A 19,096-nucleotide genomic window follows, 5' to 3' on the forward strand; every position below is an offset into this window, starting at 1 on the left:
TCAGGTGTGCGCCCCGCCACCATGATGGGGTTACGCTCTACCCACGCCCGGCGCTCTGCCGGATCCGACTGCGAACGCAACAGAACAAGAGGTAAGAACCGTGGCTCTCCCTCCCCTCACCCCCGAGCAGCGGGCGGACGCCCTCAAGAAGGCCGCTGAGGCCCGTCGTGAGCGAGCGGCGATCAAGGCCCGCCTGAAGGACAGCGCCGGCCGTCGCGGCGAAGAGATCTCGAAGGTCCTCAAGGAGGCCGAGTCCAACGAGGTCATCGGCCGCCTGCGCGTCTCCGCCCTGCTGGAGGCCCTCCCGGGCGTCGGCAAGGTCAAGGCGCAGCAGATCATGGAGGAGATCGGCATCTCCCCATCCCGCAAGATCCGCGGCCTCGGCTCCCACCAGGCGGAGAAGCTCGTCGCGCACTTCTCCGAGTGACCTGCGCTCCGGGGGCCGGCCCCCGCGCGGTGCCGGCCCCGGTGACGGTCCTGGCAGGGCCCACCGCGGTGGGCAAGGGAACCGTCTCGGCCGCCATCCGCGCCCGCTATCCCCAGATCTGGCTCTCGGTCTCCGCCACCACCCGGCCTCCGCGGCCCGGTGAGAGGGACGGCGTCCACTACCGGTTCCTGAGCGAGGACGAGTTCACCGAGCTGGTGGAGTCCGGCCAGATGCTGGAATGGGCCGTGGTGCACGGCCGCCACCGCTACGGCACCCCCCGCGGGCCCGTCGAGCAGGCCGTCGCCGAGGGCCGTCCCGTCCTCCTGGAGATCGACCTCGCCGGTGCCCGGCAGATCCGCGAGACCCTGCCGGACTCCCGATTCGTGTTCCTGGCCCCACCGGACTGGGACACCCTCGTGCAGCGCCTCGTCGGCCGCGGCACCGAGAGCGAGGAGGAACGGGAGCGCCGTCTGGCCACCGCCCGGATCGAGCTCGCCGCCGAGGGGGAGTTCGACGTCACCGTCGTCAACGACACGGTGGACCGCGCCTCCGCCCAGCTGGCGGCGCTGATGGGCGTGGGCGACCTCACCTGACCCCTCCGCACAGCTCCTGGCCCCCTCGCGCCCCGGCGCGTATCCTGGAGTGTCGCACCCACCACTACGAAGGGACTTCCGTGGCTGGAACCGTCGCCCATCCCGAAGGCATCACGAACCCGCCGATCGACGGCCTGCTGGAGACCGTCGATTCCAAGTACGCCCTGGTCCTGTACGCCTCTCAGCGTGCCCGCCAGATCAACGCCTACTACTCGCAGCTCTCCGAGGGCCTGCTGGAGTTCGTAGGACCGCTGGTGGACGTCCACAACCAGGAGAAGTCGCTCTCCATCGCCCTGCGCGAGATCGACGAGGGCCTGCTCACCGTGCGTGAGGTCGACGAGGCCGAGGTGGCCGCCGCGCAGGCGGCCCAGGAGGACGGCCCCGCCCCCCTGGTGCTCGGTGACGACGCCCCCGAGGTCCCGCCCTCGGACTTCACCTTCTGATCCTCGCGAATCCAGCGATCCCATGAACAGCCTCGCCGGTGCCCGCGTCCTGGTGGGCGTGGGCGGCGGCATCGCCGCCTACAAGACCGCGCACCTGGTGCGCGGTCTTGTCGGTGAGGGAGCCGATGTCCAGGTCATCCCCACCGCCTCCTCCCTCCAGTTCGTGGGCACCGCCACCTGGGAGGCGCTCAGCCACCACGAGGTGCTCACCAGCGTGTTCGAGCGCGTCGAGGAGGTCGCTCACGTCCGGGTCGGCCAGCAGGCCGACCTGGTGGTGATCGCCCCCGCCACCGCGGACCTGCTCGCTCGCCTGCGCATGGGACGCGGCGACGACCTGCTGACCGCCTCCCTGCTGGTGACCCGGGCACCGGTGGTGGTCGCCCCGGCGATGCACACAGAGATGTGGGAGCACCCCGCCACCGTGGAGAACGTGGCGGTGCTGCGCGAGCGCGGTCTGGTCGTGCTGGAGCCCGCCGTGGGTCGCCTCACCGGACCGGACTCCGGCCCCGGTCGCCTGCCCGAGCCCGCCGCCATCCTGGACGCGGCGCGCGCGGCCATCGCCGCCCCGCGCACCGCCCTGGGTGCCGTGCACCGCGACCTGGAGGGCCGCCGCCTGCTGATCAGCGCCGGCGGCACAAGGGAGGAGCTGGACCCGGTCCGGTTCCTGGCCAACCACTCCTCGGGCCGTCAGGGCTGGGCCCTCGCACACGCCGCCCTGGTGCGCGGTGCGCGCGTCACCCTGGCGGCGGCGAACGTGCAGCTCGAGGACCCGCCGGGCGTCGACCGGCGCGACGTCGTCACCGCCGCCGAGCTCGCCTCGCTGATCGCCGAGCAGCGGGAGCACGTCGATGCCGTGGTGATGGCGGCCGCCGTGGCCGACTTCACCGCCGCGGAGCGCTCCGCCGACAAGATCAAGAAGAGCGAGGACCCCGCCGAGCAGGACGCCCCAGCGATCGCCCTGCGGCGCACCGAGGACATCCTGCGCAGCACGGTCACCTGGCGCGGCGAGGAGCCCCGCCCGGGGATCGTCGGGTTCGCCGCCGAGACCGGAGGCGCAGGTCACAGTGCCCTGGAGCTCGCCGCGCAGAAGGCCCGCCGCAAGGGCGCCGACCTGCTGGTGTTCAACGACGTCACCACCGGCGTGTTCGGCTCGGCGGACAACTCCGTGATGATCCTCGACTCCGAGGGCCGGCAGGTCGCCCGCTCCGAGGGCAGCAAGACGCAGGTCGCCCACGCCGTGCTCGATGAGCTCGTGCGTCGGCTCCCGGCCGTACCCTAGAGGCCATGACCTCCAGCGAGCTGCGCACCTTCACGTCCGAATCGGTCACCGAGGGCCACCCCGACAAGATCTGCGACCAGATCTCCGATTCCATCCTCGACGACATGCTGTCCCAGGACCGGGACGCCCGGGTCGCCGTGGAGACCATGGTCACCACGGGCCTGGTGCACGTCGCCGGGGAGGTGCGCACCCGCGGGTACAGCGATGTCGCGCGCATCGTGCGCGACGTGATCCGGGACATCGGCTACGACTCCTCCGAGAAGGGCTTCGACGCCGACTCCTGCGGCATCGAGGTGTCGATCGGCTCCCAGTCCGGCGACATCTCCGCCGGCGTGGAGACCTCCTTCGAGTCCCGCGGCGGCAGCTCCGAGGAGTACGCCCGGCTCGGTGCCGGGGACCAGGGCCTCATGTTCGGCTACGCGTGCGACGACACCCCCGAGCTGATGCCGCTTCCGATCCACGCCGCCCACACGCTGACCCGCAACCTCTCGCGCGCTCGGCGCGACGGCGTGCTGCCCTATCTGCGCCCGGACGGCAAGACCCAGGTCACCATCGGCTACGACGAGGACGACATCGCCCGCAGCGTGGAGGCCGTGGTGGTCTCCAGCCAGCACGCCGAGGAGATCGACCTCGACACCCAGCTGGCCCCGGCCCTGCGCAAGGTGGTCATCGCTCCCGTGCTCGAGGAGCTGGGTGAGCTCGGCCTGGACGTCTCCGACGTCACCTGCCACATCAACCCCTCGGGTCGCTTCGTGATCGGCGGACCCAAGGGTGACGCCGGTCTCACGGGCCGCAAGATCATCGTGGACACCTACGGCGGCATGGCCCGCCACGGCGGCGGCGCCTTCTCCGGCAAGGACCCCTCGAAGGTGGATCGCTCCGGTGCCTACGCGATGCGCTGGGTGGCCAAGAACATCGTCGCCGCGGGTCTCGCCAAGCGCTGCGAGGTCCAGGTCGCCTACGCGATCGGGGTGGCCGAGCCGATGGGCCTGTACGTGCAGACCTTCGGCACCGGTGTGCGACCGGACCACCAGATCGCCGCTGCCGTGCGCCGGGTGTTCGACCTGCGCCCGGCGGCCCTGATCGACGCCCTGGACCTGCTGCGCCCCATCTACCGCCTCACCTCGACAGGCGGGCACTTCGGCCGGGAGCTGCCGGAGTTCACCTGGGAGCGCACCGATCGGGCCGGGGAGCTGGAGCAGGCACTGTGACCGGGCCGAGGCCCGCGGGCTCCCTCGACCCCGAGATCGCTGCGCGGCTCACGAGGGATCGGGCCGGTCTGATCACCGCCGTGGTGCAGGACGCCACCGACCACCGCGTGCTGATGGTGGGCTGGATGGACGACGAGGCCCTGCACCGCACTCTGACCACCGGACGGGCCACCTACTGGTCCCGCTCCCGCGGGGAGTACTGGCGCAAGGGCGACACCAGCGGCCACGTCCAGTGGGTGCGCTCGGTCTCCCTCGACTGCGACGGCGACACCCTGCTGGTCCAGGTGGACCAGGTGGGCGCGGCCTGCCACCGCGGCACGCACACCTGCTTCGACGGCAACGACCTGCCCGCCCACGTCCTTCCCCTCTCGGAGCGCACCCCATGAGCACCACCCCCGCGTCCGCGCCCGTCCCCGACGCCCAGGCCTATCCCGAGCTGGTGCGTGGCCGGGAGGGCCATCTGCTGGGCCGCGTCCAACCGGACCGCGAGACCTTCCGCTCCCTGGCCGCCCAGCAGCGCATCGTGCCGGTCACCGTGCGCCTGCTGGCCGACGAGGACACCCCTGTCTCCCTCTACCGCCGCCTCACCGCCGGGACGGACGGCCGCGGCACCTTCCTGCTGGAGTCCGCAGGCCAGGCCGCCGCTGCCGAGGACTCCCGGTGGTCGATCATCGGCTCCCGCGCCCGCGCGGTGCTCACCGAGCAGGACGGCACCGCCCGGTGGATCGGGGACGCCCCGGTGGGCCTGGATGTGGGCACCACCCCGGTGGAGGCGCTGCGCGAGGTCGCGGCCGCCTTCCGGGCCGCCCGGGATCCCCAGCTGCCGCCCTTCACGGGGGGCCTGGTGGGATTCGTGGCCTACGACGCCGTGCGCTACTGGGAGAAGCTCGAGGGCTCCGCTCCCGACGAGATCGGACTGCCGGACCTCTCCCTGCTGCTCGCCCAGGACGTCGCCGTGCACGATGCCCGCGACAGCACCGTGCTGCTGGTGGCGAACGCGCTGAACCTCAACGGCACCCCCGACGGTGTGGACGCTGCCTACGACGACGCCCTCGAACGGCTGGAGGCGATGCGCTCGGCGCTGCGCCGGCCGCTGGACTCCGCCGCCACGGTCTACGAGACCGTCAGCGACATCGAGCCCAAGGCCCGCACCGCGCAGCTCGAGTACGAGGCCGCTGTGCGCGAGGCCGTCCAGGACATCATCGACGGCGAGATCTTCCAGGTGGTGCCCTCGAAGCGCTTCTCGTTGCCGGTGGCCGCGCACCCGTTGGACGTGTACCGGGTGCTGCGGCGGATGAACCCCAGCCCCTACATGTACCTGCTGCGCACCACCGACGCCGACGGCGAGCCGATCGATGTGGTCGGCGCGAGCCCGGAGTCCCTGGTGACCGTGCGCGGGGGCACCGCCACCACGCACCCGATCGCCGGCTCGCGCCCCCGCGGTGCGGACCCGGCCGAGGACCAGCACCTGGCCGAGCAGCTGCTGGCCGACCCCAAGGAGCGCTCCGAGCATCTGATGCTGGTCGACCTGGCCCGCAACGACCTGCAGAAGTTCTGCGACCCGGGCTCGGTGGTGGTGCGGAACTTCATGCACATCCAGCGCTACTCCCACATCCAGCACATCGTCTCCACCGTCACCGGTCGCATCCGCGAGGGTGCCACCGCCTACGACGCCCTGCGCGCCACCTTCCCGGCGGGCACACTCTCCGGAGCGCCCAAGCCCTCCGCGCTGCGGATCATCGACCGGCTCGAACCGGTGCGGCGCGGCATCTACGGCGGCACCGTCGGGTACATCGACTTCGCGGGCGACATGGACATGGCGATCGCGATCCGCACCGCCGTGCTCAAGGACGGCACCGCCCACGTGCAGTCCGGCGGGGGAGTGGTCGCCGACTCCGACCCCACCATGGAGCACCGCGAGAGCCAGTCCAAGGCCGCCGCCGCACTGCGCGCGGTGGCCTCCGCCGAGACCCTGCGGCCCGCATGAGCGGCGCCCCCGGCAGGACCCGTCTGACCCGACCCCTGGTGGTGCTGGTCGGGCTGGCCGCCTCCCTCGCACTGGCCGGCACCACGGCCCTGGAATGGATCCGCGCCACCGCCCCGGACCTCACCGGCACCGTGATCGACGTGTCGGTGACCGGTCAGGAAGCAGCGCCCGGCGTGCTCGCCCTGGCCCTGGTGGGCGTTGCGGCCTCCGTGGCCAGCGCGCTCTCCTCGCGCTGGCTGCGCTGGGTGACCGGGTCGGTGCTGCTGGCCGCCGGGGCCGGGGCCGCCGTGCTGGCGCTCGGCACCTCCCTGGACCCGGAGGCCGCATCCAGGGCCGGGGTCGCCCGGGCCACCGGGGTGCTCGGTGGGGAGGTCCACGCCACCGCAGGCAGCTGGCCGCTGCTGGCGCTGGTGCCGGCCGTGCTGGTGGCCGCGGCCGGGGTTGCCGTGCTGACGGTGGGAGGTCGCTGGAGCAGCGGCAGCCGGTACCGCAGCGCGGCGGTCAAGGCACCGACCGGTCCTGCGGCACTGCCGCAGGAGGATCCGGCCGCCGCTTGGGACGCGCTCACCCGTGGCGAGGACCCCACCGCGGGCGACGACGAGCCTTCGCGCCCCGACGTGGCAGAATGAGACCGACCCTGCCCTGACCCGGAGAAGGACCATGCCGAAGACTTACGCCGTGCCGCCGCCCCCGCCCCTCAACGAGGGCAAGACCGTGGCCGCCTGGACCCTCAACATGGGGGTGGTCCTGGGCGCCGTCCTGGTGGCCTTCGGGATGGTGCGGAGCCAGCCCACGCTCTGGATCGCCGGTATCGTGGTGATCCTCCTGGCCATCGTCGTGGGAGTCGGCCTGTCCTTCGTCGGGCTGGGCCAGAAGTCCACTAAGACCGAGGACCGGTGACCACCGCGGTGCGGACCGACCGCCCCCGGAGGGGGCCCGTCGGTGCCGCCCGCGGACCGCGCCGTGCCGTGCTGCCCGCGGCTCTCGTCCTGGGCGGTATCGGCACCGCACTGATCGTGCAGATGGTCTTCGACCCTTTCCGCACCGACATCCCCCTGTGCGTGGTGTACCACCTCACCGGCCTGCACTGCCCCGGCTGCGGTGCGATCCGCTCCGTGCACGCCCTGCTGGACGGGGACCTGGCCCTCGCCCTGCGCAACAACGCGCTGATCATCGGGGCTCTGCCCCTGCTCGCCCTCGTGCTGGTCCGATGGGCGCTGCGACGGATGCGGGGGCTGTCCACACCGGGGCCCTCCACGTGGATGCTCGTCACCTGCGTGGCGCTGGCAGTCCTCTTCGCGGTGGCGCGCAACCTGCCGGCGTTCTGGTTCCTGGCCCCCGTCTCGTTCGTCGGCGCCTGAGCCCGCCCGGCCCGCCCCCGATCCCTGAGGAGCCTCTCCGTGACCCGTACCGGAACCGTTCTCGACGACATCATCGTGGGAGTCCGCGAGGACCTTGAGCAGCGCCGCCGCACCGTCGGCAGCGCCGAGCTCGAGAGCCTCGTGCGCGAGAGGGGGCCGGCGCTGGATGCCGCTGCGTCGCTGCGAGGCGACGGCTCCACCCTGGGTCTGATCGCCGAGGTGAAGAGGGCCAGCCCGTCGAAGGGCGCGCTCGCCAGCATTCCCGCCCCGGCGGAGCTCGCCGCGATCTACGAGGCCGGCGGTGCCGGGGCGATCAGTGTGCTCACCGAGCAGCGCCGCTTCCGAGGCTCCCTCGCGGATCTCGACGCCGTGCGCGCCCGGGTGGACGTGCCACTGCTGCGCAAGGACTTCGTGGTCGACCCGTACCAGATCCTCGAGGCCCGAGCCCACGGGGCGGACCTGATCCTGCTGATCGTCGCTGCCCTGGACGACGCCCAGCTGCGTGACCTGAACGCCCTGACCGCCGAGCTGGGGATGCAGGCCCTGGTCGAGACGCACACCGCCGCCGAGCTGGAACGTGCGCTCGCGATCGATCCCGCCATCGTCGGGGTCAACGCACGCGATCTGAAGACCCTCGACGTGGACCTCGCCCGCGCCGCCGCCCTGCTCGGGCAGATTCCCCCGCAGATCCTGGCGATCGGCGAGTCCGCCGTCGCCGACGTGGCGGACGTCGAGGCCTACGCCCGCGCCGGAGCCGATGCCGTGCTGGTGGGCGAGGCCCTGGTGACCTCGGGCGAGACCCTCTCCACTGTCCAGACCTTCCGCGACGTCGCGCGCCGCGGCCGCCCCGCCCCCGAAGGAGGCACCCAGTGACCGTGCCCGACCTGTCCCGCCCCAGCGGTGACCTGCGCTCCCAGACCGGCCCCTACTTCGGCAGCTTCGGAGGGCGGTTCCTGCCCGAGGCCCTGGTTCCTGCTCTGGACGAGCTGTCCGAGGTGTACGAGAAGGCGGTCGTGGACCCGGAGTTCATCGCCGAGCTGCAGCGTCTGGCCGAGGAGTACACAGGCCGGCCGTCCCTGCTCAGCGAGGCCCCCCGCTTCTCGAAGCTCGCCGGGGGCGCGCGCATCCTGCTCAAGCGTGAGGACCTCAACCACACCGGCTCCCACAAGATCAACAACGTCCTGGGCCAGGCACTGCTCACCGTGCGCATGGGCAAGAAGCGAGTGATCGCGGAGACCGGCGCCGGCCAGCACGGCGTGGCCACCGCCACCGCCGCCGCCCTGTTCGGACTTGAGTGCACGATCTACATGGGGGAGGAGGACACCCGCCGTCAGGCGCTCAACGTGGCCCGCATGCGCCTGCTCGGTGCCGAGGTGGTCCCCGTCACCCACGGGTCGCGCACCCTCAAGGACGCCATCAACGAGGCCTTCCGCGACTGGGTCACCAACGTGGAGTCCTCCAACTACATCTTCGGCACCGTGGCGGGCCCCCACCCGTTCCCCACCCTGGTGCGGGACCTGCAGCGCATCATCGGCGAGGAGGCGCGCGCCCAGGTGCTCGACCGCACCGGTCGGCTCCCCGACGCGGTGGTGGCCTGCGTGGGCGGCGGCTCCAACGCGATGGGCATCTTCCACGCCTTCCTCGACGACACCGAGGAGGGCGGCACCGTGCGGCTGATCGGCTGCGAGGCCGCCGGCGACGGTGCGGACACGCCCCGGCACGCCGCCACCGTGAACCGCGGCACCCCCGGCGTGCTCCACGGCGCCCGCTCGTTCGTGCTGCAGGACGAGGACGGCCAGACCATCGAGTCGCACTCGATCTCCGCCGGCCTCGACTACCCGGGCATCGGCCCCGAGCATGCGTGGCTGGCCGAGATCGGCCGCGCCGAGTACGTGCCCATCAGCGACGCCGAGGCCATGGACGCCTTCGCGCTGCTGTCGATGACAGAGGGGATCATGCCCGCGATCGAGTCCGCCCATGCCCTGGCCGGGGCCCTCCGCCTCGGCAAGGAGCTGGGGGAGGGGGCCGTGATCCTGGTGAACGTCTCCGGGCGCGGCGACAAGGACGTCCACACCGCCTCGGAGTGGTTCGGGCTGCTCGACGGCGATCCCGCCGATGGCAGCGACGACGGCACGGAGCCGGCAGGCGCCGACGCCACCGGCACCGACGGGGCCCCCCGCCACGGCCGGGCCGACCTCGCGCCGCTGCTGGAGCTGGCGCGCACCACGATGGACGCCGCGACCGCGGGCACCGAGGAGGACGCATGAGCGAGCGACTGCGAGCAGCACAGGTCCTGGACCGCACCCGCGCCGAGGACCGCGCCGCCCTGATCGGCTACCTCCCGGTGGGGTACGCCGACCTGGCCGGCTCGATCGACGCCGCCCGCACCCTGATCGACCACGGTGCCGACATGATCGAACTGGGCCTGCCCTACTCCGACCCGGTCATGGACGGGCCCGTGATCCAGCGCGCCGCCACCTCCGCCCTCGCCGGCGGCATCCGCAACCGCGACGTGATCACGGCGGTGGAGCAGCTCTCCGGCCGCGGAGCGGCCATCCTGGTGATGAGCTACTGGAACCCGGTCCTGGCCTACGGCGTGGACCCCTTCGCGCGCGACCTCGCCGCCGCCGGTGGGGCGGGCCTGATCACCCCCGACCTGATCCCCGACGAGGCCGGCGAATGGCTGGAGGCCTCCGAGGCCCACGGGCTGGACAGGGTGTTCCTGGTGGCGCCCAGCTCCCCGCCGGACCGCCTCCAGCACGTGGTCGCGCACACCACCGGCTTCGTCTACGCGGCCAGCACCATGGGGGTCACCGGCACCCGTGCCTCCGTCTCCGCCGCCACCGAGGGCCTGGTCGAGCGCACCCGCGCGGCCGGTGCCGCGAACGTGTGCGTCGGCCTCGGGGTCTCCACCGGCGCCCAGGCCGCAGAGGTGGGCGCCTACGCCGACGGCGTGATCGTGGGCTCCGCCTTCGTGCGCACCCTGCTGCAGGCCCAGGACGAGGGCTGCGGCGGGGACCTCCGTGCCCTGGCGGACGTCGCCGACGACCTCCGTTCCGGCGTCGAACGCGCGCGTCGCGCCCCCGGCGGTGCGCGCGCATGACCCTCGCCCTGATCCCCAGCCCCCCGGTCTCCGCCTTCTCGCTGGGACCATTGACGCTGCACCTGTACGCGGTGTGCATCCTGGCCGGGATCGCGGTGGCCCAGTGGTGGGCCACCAAGCGCTGGGAGAAGCGCGGCGGCTCCGGCGACGATCTGTTCGACATCGTGTTCGTCGCCGTGTTCGCCGGGATCATCGGCGCCCGCGTCTGGCACGTGCTGACCTCCCCCGCCCCCTTCTTCGGTCCCGGGGGTGACCCGGTCTCCGCCCTGTACATCTGGCAGGGCGGACTGGCGATCTACGGCGCCGTCGCGGGCGGGGCGCTGGCCGTGTACGTCATGTCCCGCATCAAGGGCGTCTCCTTCGCCGCCCTGGCGGACACCATCGCCCCGACCCTGATGGCCGCCCAGGCCATCGGGAGGCTGGGCAACTGGTTCAACCAGGAGCTGTACGGCCCGCCCACGGACCTGCCCTGGGGATGGGACGTCACCTGCCTGACCAACGGCACCCGCATCGGCGGCTGCGAGCCCGGCACCTACCACCCCACCTTCCTGTACGAGCAGCTGTGGCTGCTGGCCGGGATGGCTGTGCTGCTGTTCCTGTCCTATCGCTTCCAGCTCGCCGGCGGTCGCGTGTTCTGGGCCTACGTGGCGATCTACTCCACGGGCCGCGCCTGGATCGACTCGATCCGCAGTGAGCCCGTGCTGATGGTGGGCCCCCTGCGCATCCACACCCTGGTGGCGATCGTGATGGCCGTGGTGGCGATCGCCGTGTTCGTGCACCTCACCAGGCGCAGGCATCAGCGCGGGGGAGAAGTGGTCTCGGCGGACGGCTCCTACGACTGGCCGGATCCCGCCGTCGCCGGTGCAGGCCACCGCCGCGGGGGCACCGCATCGGGACCGGCTCCGGGAACGAGCACCGAGCAGGCCGGCGAGGGCGGCGAGCAGCCGGAGCCGACGCCCCGGCGGCGATGATCGCCGTGACCTTCCTGTGACACGGGTGTCCGCATCCCGGAAGCCTGTGCGCGCCTCGATGGCCCGCGCGCATATCCTCTCCCGGTTCCCCACACCCCAGGAGGGATGCGCATGCGACCACTGTCCGCCCGCTTCTCGGCGGTCCCTCCGGCACAGGGGCTGTACCGTCCCCAGGACGAGAAGGACGCCTGCGGCGCCGCCCTGGTCGCCACCCTGCGCGGCACCGCCGGGCACGACATCGTCGCCCTGGCGCTGACCGCACTGGAGAACCTCGACCACCGCGGGGCGGTCGGTGCCGAGGAGACCACGGGTGACGGGGCCGGCATCCTCACCCTGATGCCCGACCGCTTCCTGCGGGCGGTGCTGGACGTCGAGCTGCCCGCTGCCGGGGCCTACGCGGCCGGCTGCCTGTACCTCTCCCGCGATCAGGGCGAGCGCGAGGCCCAGCTGCGGTCCGTGGAGCAGATCGCAGCATCCGAGGGGCTCACGGTGCTGGCCCGCCGTGAGGTCCCCGTCGTCACCGGGCTGGTGGGGCCCTCGGCGGAGCGCACCCGCCCTCACATCGAGCAGCTGGTCCTGGTGGATGCGGAGGCCCGCCGCAGCGGACTGGCGCTCGAGCGGGCCGCCTTCGCGGTGCGCCGCCGCGTGGAGCACGGGACCGACGCCTACTTCCCCTCGCTGTCCACCCGCACCATGGTCTACAAGGGGATGCTCACCACCGCCCAGCTGGAGGCGTTCTACCCGGACCTGGGCGACGACCGGTTCGAGAGCGAGCTGGCGATCGTCCACTCCCGCTTCTCCACCAACACCTTCCCGTCCTGGCCGCTGGCCCAGCCGTTCCGGATGCTCGCCCACAACGGCGAGATCAACACCGTGGTGGGCAACCGCAACCGCCTGCGGGCCGCGGAGGGACGCATGGCCACCGACGCCTTCGGCGAGGACTTCGAGCGCCTGCTCCCGGTGAACACGCCCGGGGCCTCCGACTCCGCCAGCCTCGACGAGGCCCTCGAGCTGCTCCAGCTGTCCGGCCGCTCCCTGCCTCACGCCCTCATGATGCTGGTCCCGCAACCGTGGGAGAACGACCCGGCCATGGACGCGGACCTGCGCGCCTTCTACGAGTACCACGCCTGCCTCCAGGAGCCGTGGGACGGCCCCGCCGCGCTGCTGGCCACCGACGGCACCCTGGCCTGCGCCACCCTGGACCGCAACGGGCTGCGACCGCTGCGCTGGTGGCTCGGCGAGGACGGCCTGGTGGTGCTGGGCTCCGAGGCGGGGATGATCCCGATGGAGCCCGAGCAGGTGGCCGCCCGCGGCCGTGTGGCGCCCGGTGACATGTTCTGCCTGGACCTGGTGCAGCGACGCATCGTCCCGGCCCAGGAGGTGCGCGACTCCGTCGTGGGCCAGCAGCCGTGGGGACGCTGGCTGTCCGAGCAGAAGGTCCACGTGGACCAGCTGCCCCAGCGGGAGCACGTCGCGCACTCCCCGGCCTCCGTCACCCGCAGGCAGCAGACCTTCGGCTACACCGAGGAGGAGCTGCGGATCCTGATCGCGCCGATGGCCGCCAAGGGTGTGGAGCCGATCGGCGCCATGGGCACCGACACCCCGATCGCGGTGCTCTCGGATCGCCCTCGCCTGCTGTTCGACTACTTCACGCAGCAGTTCGCCCAGGTCACCAACCCTCCGCTGGACTCGATCCGGGAGGAGATCGTCACCAGCCTGCGGGTGAGCATCGGGGAGTCCCGCAACCTGCTGGACGCCACCCCGGCCCACGCCCGGCAGCTCGCCCTGGACTTCCCGATCATCGACAACGACCAGCTGGCCCGCATCCTCGCCGTCTCGGCCTCGCCCCGCACCGCGGACCTGCACGCGGTGCGGCTCAAGGGCCTGTACCCGGTGGACGAGGGAGCGCAGGGACTGGAGCGGCGACTGGCCGAGATCTGCCAGGAGGCAACGGACGCGATCGACGAGGGCGCCACCTTCCTGGTGCTGTCCGACCGCGACTCCAACGCCCGCCTCGCACCCATCCCCAGCCTGCTGCTCACCAGCGCCGTCCAGCACCACCTGATCCGCACCGGGCGACGCACCCGTGCCGCGCTGCTGGTCGAGGCGGGTGACGTGCGCGAGGTGCACCATGCCGCCCTGCTGATCGGGTACGGGGCCAGCGCTGTGAACCCGTACCTGGCGATGGAGAGCGCCGAGGACCTGGTGCGGCGCGACGTCGTCGGCGGGGTCAGCGGACCCGAGGCCGTCGCCAACCTGATCACGGCCCTCGGCAAGGGTGTGCTGAAGATCATGTCCAAGATGGGCATCTCCACGGTGGCCTCCTACCGCGGGGCGCAGCTGTTCGAGGCCGTGGGGCTGTCCGCCCAGCTAATCGAGGAGTACTTCCCTGGCACCACCAGCCGCATCGACGGCATCGGCCTGGACGTCATCGCCGAGGAGAACGCCGCCCGGCACCGCCGTGCGCACCCCGAGGAGGGCACCCGCCCCCCGCACCGCCGCCTCGAGGTGGGAGGGGAGTACCAGTGGCGGCGGGAGGGGGAGCCGCACCTTTTCACGCCGGAGACGGTCTTCCGCCTCCAGCACTCCACGCGCACCCGGCAGTACGAGGAGTTCCGCCGCTACACCGACCTGGTGGACGACCGCTCCGAGCACCTGATGACGCTGCGCGGGCTGCTTCGCCTGCGCACCGACGCCGTCTCGGCGGTGCCCCTGGACGAGGTGGAGCCCGTCCACTCGATCGTTCGGCGCTTCATGACCGGGGCCATGAGCTACGGGTCCATCTCCCAGGAGGCCCACGAGACCCTGGCGGTGGCGATGAACCGCTTGGGCGGCATGTCCAACTCCGGGGAGGGCGGGGAGGATCCCGAGCGCCTCCACGACCCCGAGCGCTCCAGCGCCATCAAGCAGATCGCCTCCGGGCGCTTCGGCGTGACCAGCGAGTACCTCACCTTCGCGCGCGACATCCAGATCAAGATGGCCCAGGGCGCCAAGCCCGGTGAGGGCGGCCAGCTGCCCGGCCCCAAGGTGTACCCGTGGATCGCCCGTACCCGGCACTCCACGCCCGGCATCGGCCTCATCTCCCCGCCGCCGCACCACGACATCTACTCGATCGAGGACCTCGCCCAGCTGATCCACGACGCCAAGTGCGCGAACCCCGCTGCCCGCATCCACGTCAAGCTGGTCTCCCGCTTCGGGGTGGGGACCGTCGCCACCGGGGTCTCCAAGGCCCACGCCGACGTGGTGCTGATCTCCGGGCACGACGGAGGCACCGGCGCCAGCCCGCTGAACTCCCTCAAGCACGCCGGCACCCCCTGGGAGCTGGGCCTGGCCGAGGCGCAGCAGACCCTGCTGCTGAACGGCCTGCGCGACCGCATCACCGTGCAGGTGGACGGACAGATGAAGACGGGCCGCGACGTGGTCGTGGCAGCGCTGCTGGGTGCGGAGGAGTTCGGCTTCGCCACCGCCCCGCTGGTGGTCTCGGGCTGCATCATGATGCGGGTGTGCCACCTGGACACCTGTCCCGTGGGCGTGGCCACGCAGAACCCGGAGCTGCGGGAGCGGTACACCGGCACCCCGGAGTTCGTGATCACCTTCTTCGAGTTCATCGCCGAGCAGGTGCGCGAGCACCTGGCGTACCTGGGACTGCGCTCGATCGACGAGGCCGTGGGACGCATCGACCTGCTGGACGTGGACGACGCCCTGCGCCACTACAAGCAGCAGGGCCTCGACCTCTCGCCCGTGCTGGCGGCCCCGCGGATCCACGAGGGCGACCACGTGCGCCGACGCCGCGCCCAGCAGCACGGACTGGAGACCGCTGCCGACCGTCCCTGGATCCAGCAGGCCGCTCCGGCCCTGGACCGGGGGGAGCCCGTCGTCATCCGCGACACCGTCCGCAACACGCAGCGCACCGTCGGCACCCTGCTGGGCCATGAGGTGACCCGGCGGTACCGGGGTGCCGGTCTGCCCGACGACACCATCCGGCTCGAGCTGGAGGGAACCGGAGGCCAGTCCTTCGGGGCGTTCCTGCCGGCGGGCGTGAGCATCGAGCTGCGCGGGGACGCCAACGACTACGTCGGCAAGGGGCTCTCCGGAGGCGTGATCGCCGTGGGACTCGGCCCGGATGCCTCGCCGGGGCCCATGACCATCGCGGGCAACACCTGCGCCTACGGCGCCACCAGCGGGCGGATGTTCCTGGCCGGTGAGGCGGGGGAGAGGTTCGGGGTGCGCAACTCCGGGGCCACCCTGGTGGTGGAGGGCATCGGCGACCACGGCTGCGAGTACATGACCGGTGGTGCGGTGCTGGTGCTGGGCACCACCGGGCGCAACCTCGGTGCCGGGATGAGCGGCGGCACCCTGTTCGTCCTGGACCTCGACCCCGCCCGCCTGAACCCGTCCGACGCCGCGACCTTCGAGATCACGCCGCTGCGCGAGGAGCACCGCGGCTTCGTGCTGGAGGCCCTGCGCGAGCACGCCCGCCGCACCGGATCCGTGCTGGCCGCGGCCCTGCTGGAGGCCCCGGAGGAGACCCTCGCGCGGATCACGCAGATCGCACCGCGCGAGTTCCTCCGGGTGACCGCCCTGCGCGACCGTGCGGTCGAGGACGGCATCGACCCCGACTCCCACGAGGTGTGGAACACGATCCTGGAGGGCTCCCATGGCTGATCCGCGCGGCTTCCTCAAGCACCGCGACCGCGAACTGCCCCCGCGCCGGCCCGTGCCGGTGCGGCTGATGGACTGGCGCGAGGTCTACGAGATCCGGGAGAAGGAGGGGCCCGAGGGCCTGAGCCGGGTCTCCCGGCAGGCGGGCCGCTGCATGGACTGCGGCATCCCCTTCTGCCACCAGGGCTGCCCGCTGGGCAACCTGATCCCGGAGTGGAACGAGCTGGTGTACCGGGACGACTGGCGCGAGGCCGCCGAGCGCCTCCACGCCACCAACAACTTCCCCGAGTTCACCGGGCGAGCCTGCCCCGCCCCCTGCGAGTCCAGCTGCGTGCTCGGCATCAACCAACCCCCGGTGACGATCAAGAACATCGAGGTCTCCATCATCGACCGGGCCTTCGAGGAGGGATGGGTGCAGCCCGTGGAGCCCACCCGCCAGACGGGCCGCACCGTCGCCGTGGTGGGCTCCGGGCCCGCGGGCCTGGCCGCCGCGCAGCAGCTCACCCGCGCCGGGCACACCGTGGTGGTGCTGGAGAAGGACGACCGCATCGGCGGACTGCTCCGCTACGGCATCCCCGAGTTCAAGCTCGAGAAGCGCCACGTGGATCGGCGGCTTCAGCAAATGCGTGCCGAGGGGACCCGCTTCCGCACCGGTGTCGAGGTGGGGGCAGACGGCCCGGACGCTCTGTCCGTGCAGGAGCTGCGCTCCCGCTTCGACGCGGTGGTGCTCGCGATCGGTGCCCAGACCCCCCGGGACCTCCCGGTCGAGGGTCGTGAGGCCACCGGCATCCACCCGGCCATGGAGTACCTCACCCAGGCCAATCGGGCCGTGGAGGGCGACTGGGTGGCCGACCCGATCTCCGCCGAGGGCAAGGACGTGGTGATCATCGGCGGTGGCGACACCGGTGCGGACTGCCTGGGCACCGCGCTGCGCCAGGGTGCCCGTTCCGTGACCACCCTGGCGATCGGCCAGCAGCCCCCGGCCGAGCGCGATGCCGGGCACCCCTGGCCCACCCACCCCCTGCTGTTCGAGGTCAGCAGCGCCCACGAGGAGGGCGGGGACCGATCGTTCCTGGCCTCGACCACCGGGTTCGTGGCCGATGCCGAGGGAGCGGTGCGGGGGATCCGGGTGGCTCGCACCCGCATCCAGGACGGCCGCCGGGTGCCCACCCCGGGCACCGAGCACGAGCTGCCGGCCCAGCTGGTGCTGATCGCGATGGGCTTCACCGGCCCCGGCGGCGAGGCGCTGACCGAGGCGCTCGGGGTGACCCGGCACCGCCGCGGCACCATCGAGCACGCCGCGACCTGGGAGACCAGTGCGCCCGGCGTGTTCACCGCGGGAGACTGCGCCCGCGGGCAGAGCCTCATCGTGTGGGCCATCGCGGAGGGACGCGCGGCCGCCGCCGCGGTCGACGCGCACCTGATGGGCAGCAGTGCGCTCCCGGTCCCGGTACATCCGTCGGCCTCGCCCATTACACTGTGAACGGATCCCGGTGATGCGACCCCCTGTTCTCAGGAGCACCTACGGGCGTTCCCGAGCCCCAGGGCGCGCACCCGTACACGCTTCTACAGATGGGTTGACATGCGTAAAGCCAAGATCGTCTGCACACTTGGTCCGGCGACCAACACCTACGAGCAGATCCGGACGCTGATCGAGGCGGGGATGAACGTCGCCCGGATGAACCTCAGCCACGGTACCTACGACGATCACGAGCAGGTCTACGCGAACATCCGTCGCGCCGCCAAGGACCTCGACAGCAACGTGGCCGTGCTGGTGGACCTGCAGGGCCCCAAGATCCGCCTGGGCAAGTTCGAGAACGGCCCCCACCAGCTCGAGGTGGGAGAGACCTTCGTGATCACCACGGAGGACATCGTCGGCACGAAGGAGCGCGTCTCCACCACCTTCAAGGGCCTGCCCGGCGACTGCCGCCCCGGCGACGTGCTGCTGATCGACGACGGCAAGGTCACCGTCCGCGTCACGGACGTCTCCGACACCGACGTCACCACCGTCGTGGAGGTCCCCGGCCCGGTCTCCAACAACAAGGGCATCAACCTGCCCGGCGTCGCCGTGTCCGTCCCCGCCATGAGCGAGAAGGACATCGCCGATCTGCGCTGGGGCCTCAGCCTGGGCGCCGACATGATCGCCCTGTCCTTCGTGCGCGATGCCCACGACATGGACGACGTGCTGCGCATCATGCAGGAGGAGGGCCGCCGCGTCCCCGTCATCGCCAAGATCGAGAAGCCGCAGGCGGTGCGGGCGCTGCGCTCCATCGTCGGCGCCTTCGACGGCATCATGGTGGCCCGCGGCGACCTCGGCGTGGAGCTGCCGCTCGAGCAGGTGCCGCTGGTGCAGAAGCGCGCCATCGAGCTGGCCCGCCGCAACGCCAAGCCCGTGATCGTCGCCACCCAGGTGCTGGAGTCGATGATCACCAATCCGCGGCCCACCCGCGCGGAAGCCTCGGACTGCGCCAACGCGATCCTCGACGGGGCCGACGCCGTCATGCTCTCCGGTGAGACCAGCGTGGGCGCCTACCCCTTCGAGGCCGTGCGGACCATGGCCCGCATCATCACCAACACCGAGCAGAACGGCGCCGACCGCATCATGCCGCTGGGCACCATCCCGCACACCCGCGGCGGTGCCATCACCCGCGCTGCCGCGGAGATCGGCGATCAGCTCTCCGCCCAGTACCTGGTGACCTTCACCGAGTCCGGGGACACCGCCCGCCGTCTGGCGCGCCTGCGTCCCACGATCCCTCTGCTGGCCATGACGCCCTACGAGGAGGTCGCCCATCAGCTCGCCCTGACCTGGGGCGTCGAGGCGCACCTGGTGCCCATGCAGAAGGACAGCGACGCCATGGTGGGCGTGGTCGACGAGCTGCTGCGCGAGCAGAAGGGCCTGCAGAACAACGACCTGGTGGTGGTGGCCGCCGGTTCGCCCCCCGGCGTGCACGGCTCCACCAACTCGCTGCGCGTGCACCGCATCGGTGACCTCTCCGGCAGTGAGTCCGCCCGCATCGAGGCGGATCGCATCGCCGCCGGGCCCGAGCAGGCCTGAGACG

General features: G+C 72.2%; 17 protein-coding genes. All 17 read left to right on the plus strand.

Features of this window, described 5'->3' with window-relative positions:
* Positions 1–100 precede the first annotated feature (100 nt).
* The 17 genes from mihF (at position 101) to pyk (ending at position 19,092) form a co-directional block, all read left to right on the plus strand.
* Complete coding sequence (gene mihF / locus M4D54_RS07670; protein ID WP_193866282.1) at positions 101–427, plus strand: integration host factor, actinobacterial type; 327 nt, start codon at positions 101–103, stop codon at positions 425–427.
* Positions 424–1,020, plus strand: coding sequence for a guanylate kinase (gmk, locus tag M4D54_RS07675; protein ID WP_193866281.1), 597 nt, complete (start codon positions 424–426; stop codon positions 1,018–1,020). Before mihF ends, gmk begins: the two co-directional genes overlap by 4 nt.
* 80 nt (positions 1,021–1,100) lie before the next feature.
* Positions 1,101–1,463, plus strand: a complete 363-nt coding sequence (rpoZ, locus tag M4D54_RS07680) for a DNA-directed RNA polymerase subunit omega (RefSeq protein ID WP_193866280.1) — start codon at positions 1,101–1,103, stop codon at positions 1,461–1,463.
* A gap of 22 nt (positions 1,464–1,485) precedes the next feature.
* Positions 1,486–2,742, plus strand: coding sequence for a bifunctional phosphopantothenoylcysteine decarboxylase/phosphopantothenate--cysteine ligase CoaBC (gene coaBC, locus M4D54_RS07685; protein ID WP_259890872.1), 1,257 nt, complete (start codon positions 1,486–1,488; stop codon positions 2,740–2,742).
* Between the two features lie 5 nt (positions 2,743–2,747).
* Positions 2,748–3,953, plus strand: coding sequence for a methionine adenosyltransferase (gene metK / locus M4D54_RS07690; RefSeq protein ID WP_193866279.1), 1,206 nt, complete (start codon positions 2,748–2,750; stop codon positions 3,951–3,953).
* Positions 3,950–4,339: a phosphoribosyl-AMP cyclohydrolase gene (gene hisI / locus M4D54_RS07695; protein WP_193866278.1), complete on the plus strand. Its 390-nt coding sequence runs from the start codon at positions 3,950–3,952 to the stop codon at positions 4,337–4,339. Before metK ends, hisI begins: the two co-directional genes overlap by 4 nt.
* Complete coding sequence (locus tag M4D54_RS07700) at positions 4,336–5,940, plus strand: anthranilate synthase component I (RefSeq protein WP_193866277.1); 1,605 nt, start codon at positions 4,336–4,338, stop codon at positions 5,938–5,940. The genes hisI and M4D54_RS07700 overlap by 4 nt, the downstream gene beginning before the upstream one ends.
* Entirely contained in the window at positions 5,937–6,569 is a 633-nt protein-coding gene (locus M4D54_RS07705; RefSeq protein ID WP_228019637.1) for a Trp biosynthesis-associated membrane protein, read from the plus strand. Before M4D54_RS07700 ends, M4D54_RS07705 begins: the two co-directional genes overlap by 4 nt.
* 31 nt (positions 6,570–6,600) lie before the next feature.
* Positions 6,601–6,840 (plus strand): HGxxPAAW family protein, encoded by a 240-nt coding sequence (locus M4D54_RS07710; RefSeq protein ID WP_193866276.1) that lies wholly within the window; start codon positions 6,601–6,603, stop codon positions 6,838–6,840.
* Positions 6,837–7,301, plus strand: coding sequence for a DUF2752 domain-containing protein (locus M4D54_RS07715; protein ID WP_259890873.1), 465 nt, complete (start codon positions 6,837–6,839; stop codon positions 7,299–7,301). The genes M4D54_RS07710 and M4D54_RS07715 overlap by 4 nt, the downstream gene beginning before the upstream one ends.
* A gap of 39 nt (positions 7,302–7,340) precedes the next feature.
* Positions 7,341–8,174, plus strand: coding sequence for an indole-3-glycerol phosphate synthase TrpC (gene trpC, locus M4D54_RS07720; RefSeq protein WP_193866274.1), 834 nt, complete (start codon positions 7,341–7,343; stop codon positions 8,172–8,174).
* Entirely contained in the window at positions 8,171–9,568 is a 1,398-nt protein-coding gene (gene trpB / locus M4D54_RS07725) for a tryptophan synthase subunit beta (protein ID WP_259890874.1), read from the plus strand. The genes trpC and trpB overlap by 4 nt, the downstream gene beginning before the upstream one ends.
* Positions 9,565–10,404 carry a tryptophan synthase subunit alpha gene (trpA, locus tag M4D54_RS07730; protein ID WP_193866273.1) on the plus strand — a complete coding sequence of 280 codons (840 nt, stop codon included), beginning with the start codon at positions 9,565–9,567 and terminating at the stop codon, positions 10,402–10,404. The genes trpB and trpA overlap by 4 nt, the downstream gene beginning before the upstream one ends.
* A complete protein-coding gene (gene lgt, locus M4D54_RS07735) occupies positions 10,401–11,375 on the plus strand; it encodes a prolipoprotein diacylglyceryl transferase (RefSeq protein ID WP_228019634.1) in 975 nt (324 codons plus the stop codon). The genes trpA and lgt overlap by 4 nt, the downstream gene beginning before the upstream one ends.
* Before the next feature lie 111 nt (positions 11,376–11,486).
* The gene (gltB, locus tag M4D54_RS07740; protein ID WP_193866272.1) at positions 11,487–16,040 is read left to right on the plus strand and encodes a glutamate synthase large subunit; all 4,554 of its coding nucleotides are present in this window, start codon (positions 11,487–11,489) and stop codon (positions 16,038–16,040) included.
* Positions 16,033–17,520 carry a glutamate synthase subunit beta gene (locus M4D54_RS07745; RefSeq protein ID WP_259890876.1) on the plus strand — a complete coding sequence of 496 codons (1,488 nt, stop codon included), beginning with the start codon at positions 16,033–16,035 and terminating at the stop codon, positions 17,518–17,520. Before gltB ends, M4D54_RS07745 begins: the two co-directional genes overlap by 8 nt.
* 99 nt (positions 17,521–17,619) lie before the next feature.
* Positions 17,620–19,092, plus strand: coding sequence for a pyruvate kinase (gene pyk, locus M4D54_RS07750; protein WP_193866271.1), 1,473 nt, complete (start codon positions 17,620–17,622; stop codon positions 19,090–19,092).
* Positions 19,093–19,096: the final 4 nt, after the last annotated feature.

It is taken from the genome of Brachybacterium sp. p3-SID1565 (assembly GCF_025143785.1).
Classification (GTDB): domain Bacteria; phylum Actinomycetota; class Actinomycetes; order Actinomycetales; family Dermabacteraceae; genus Brachybacterium; species Brachybacterium epidermidis.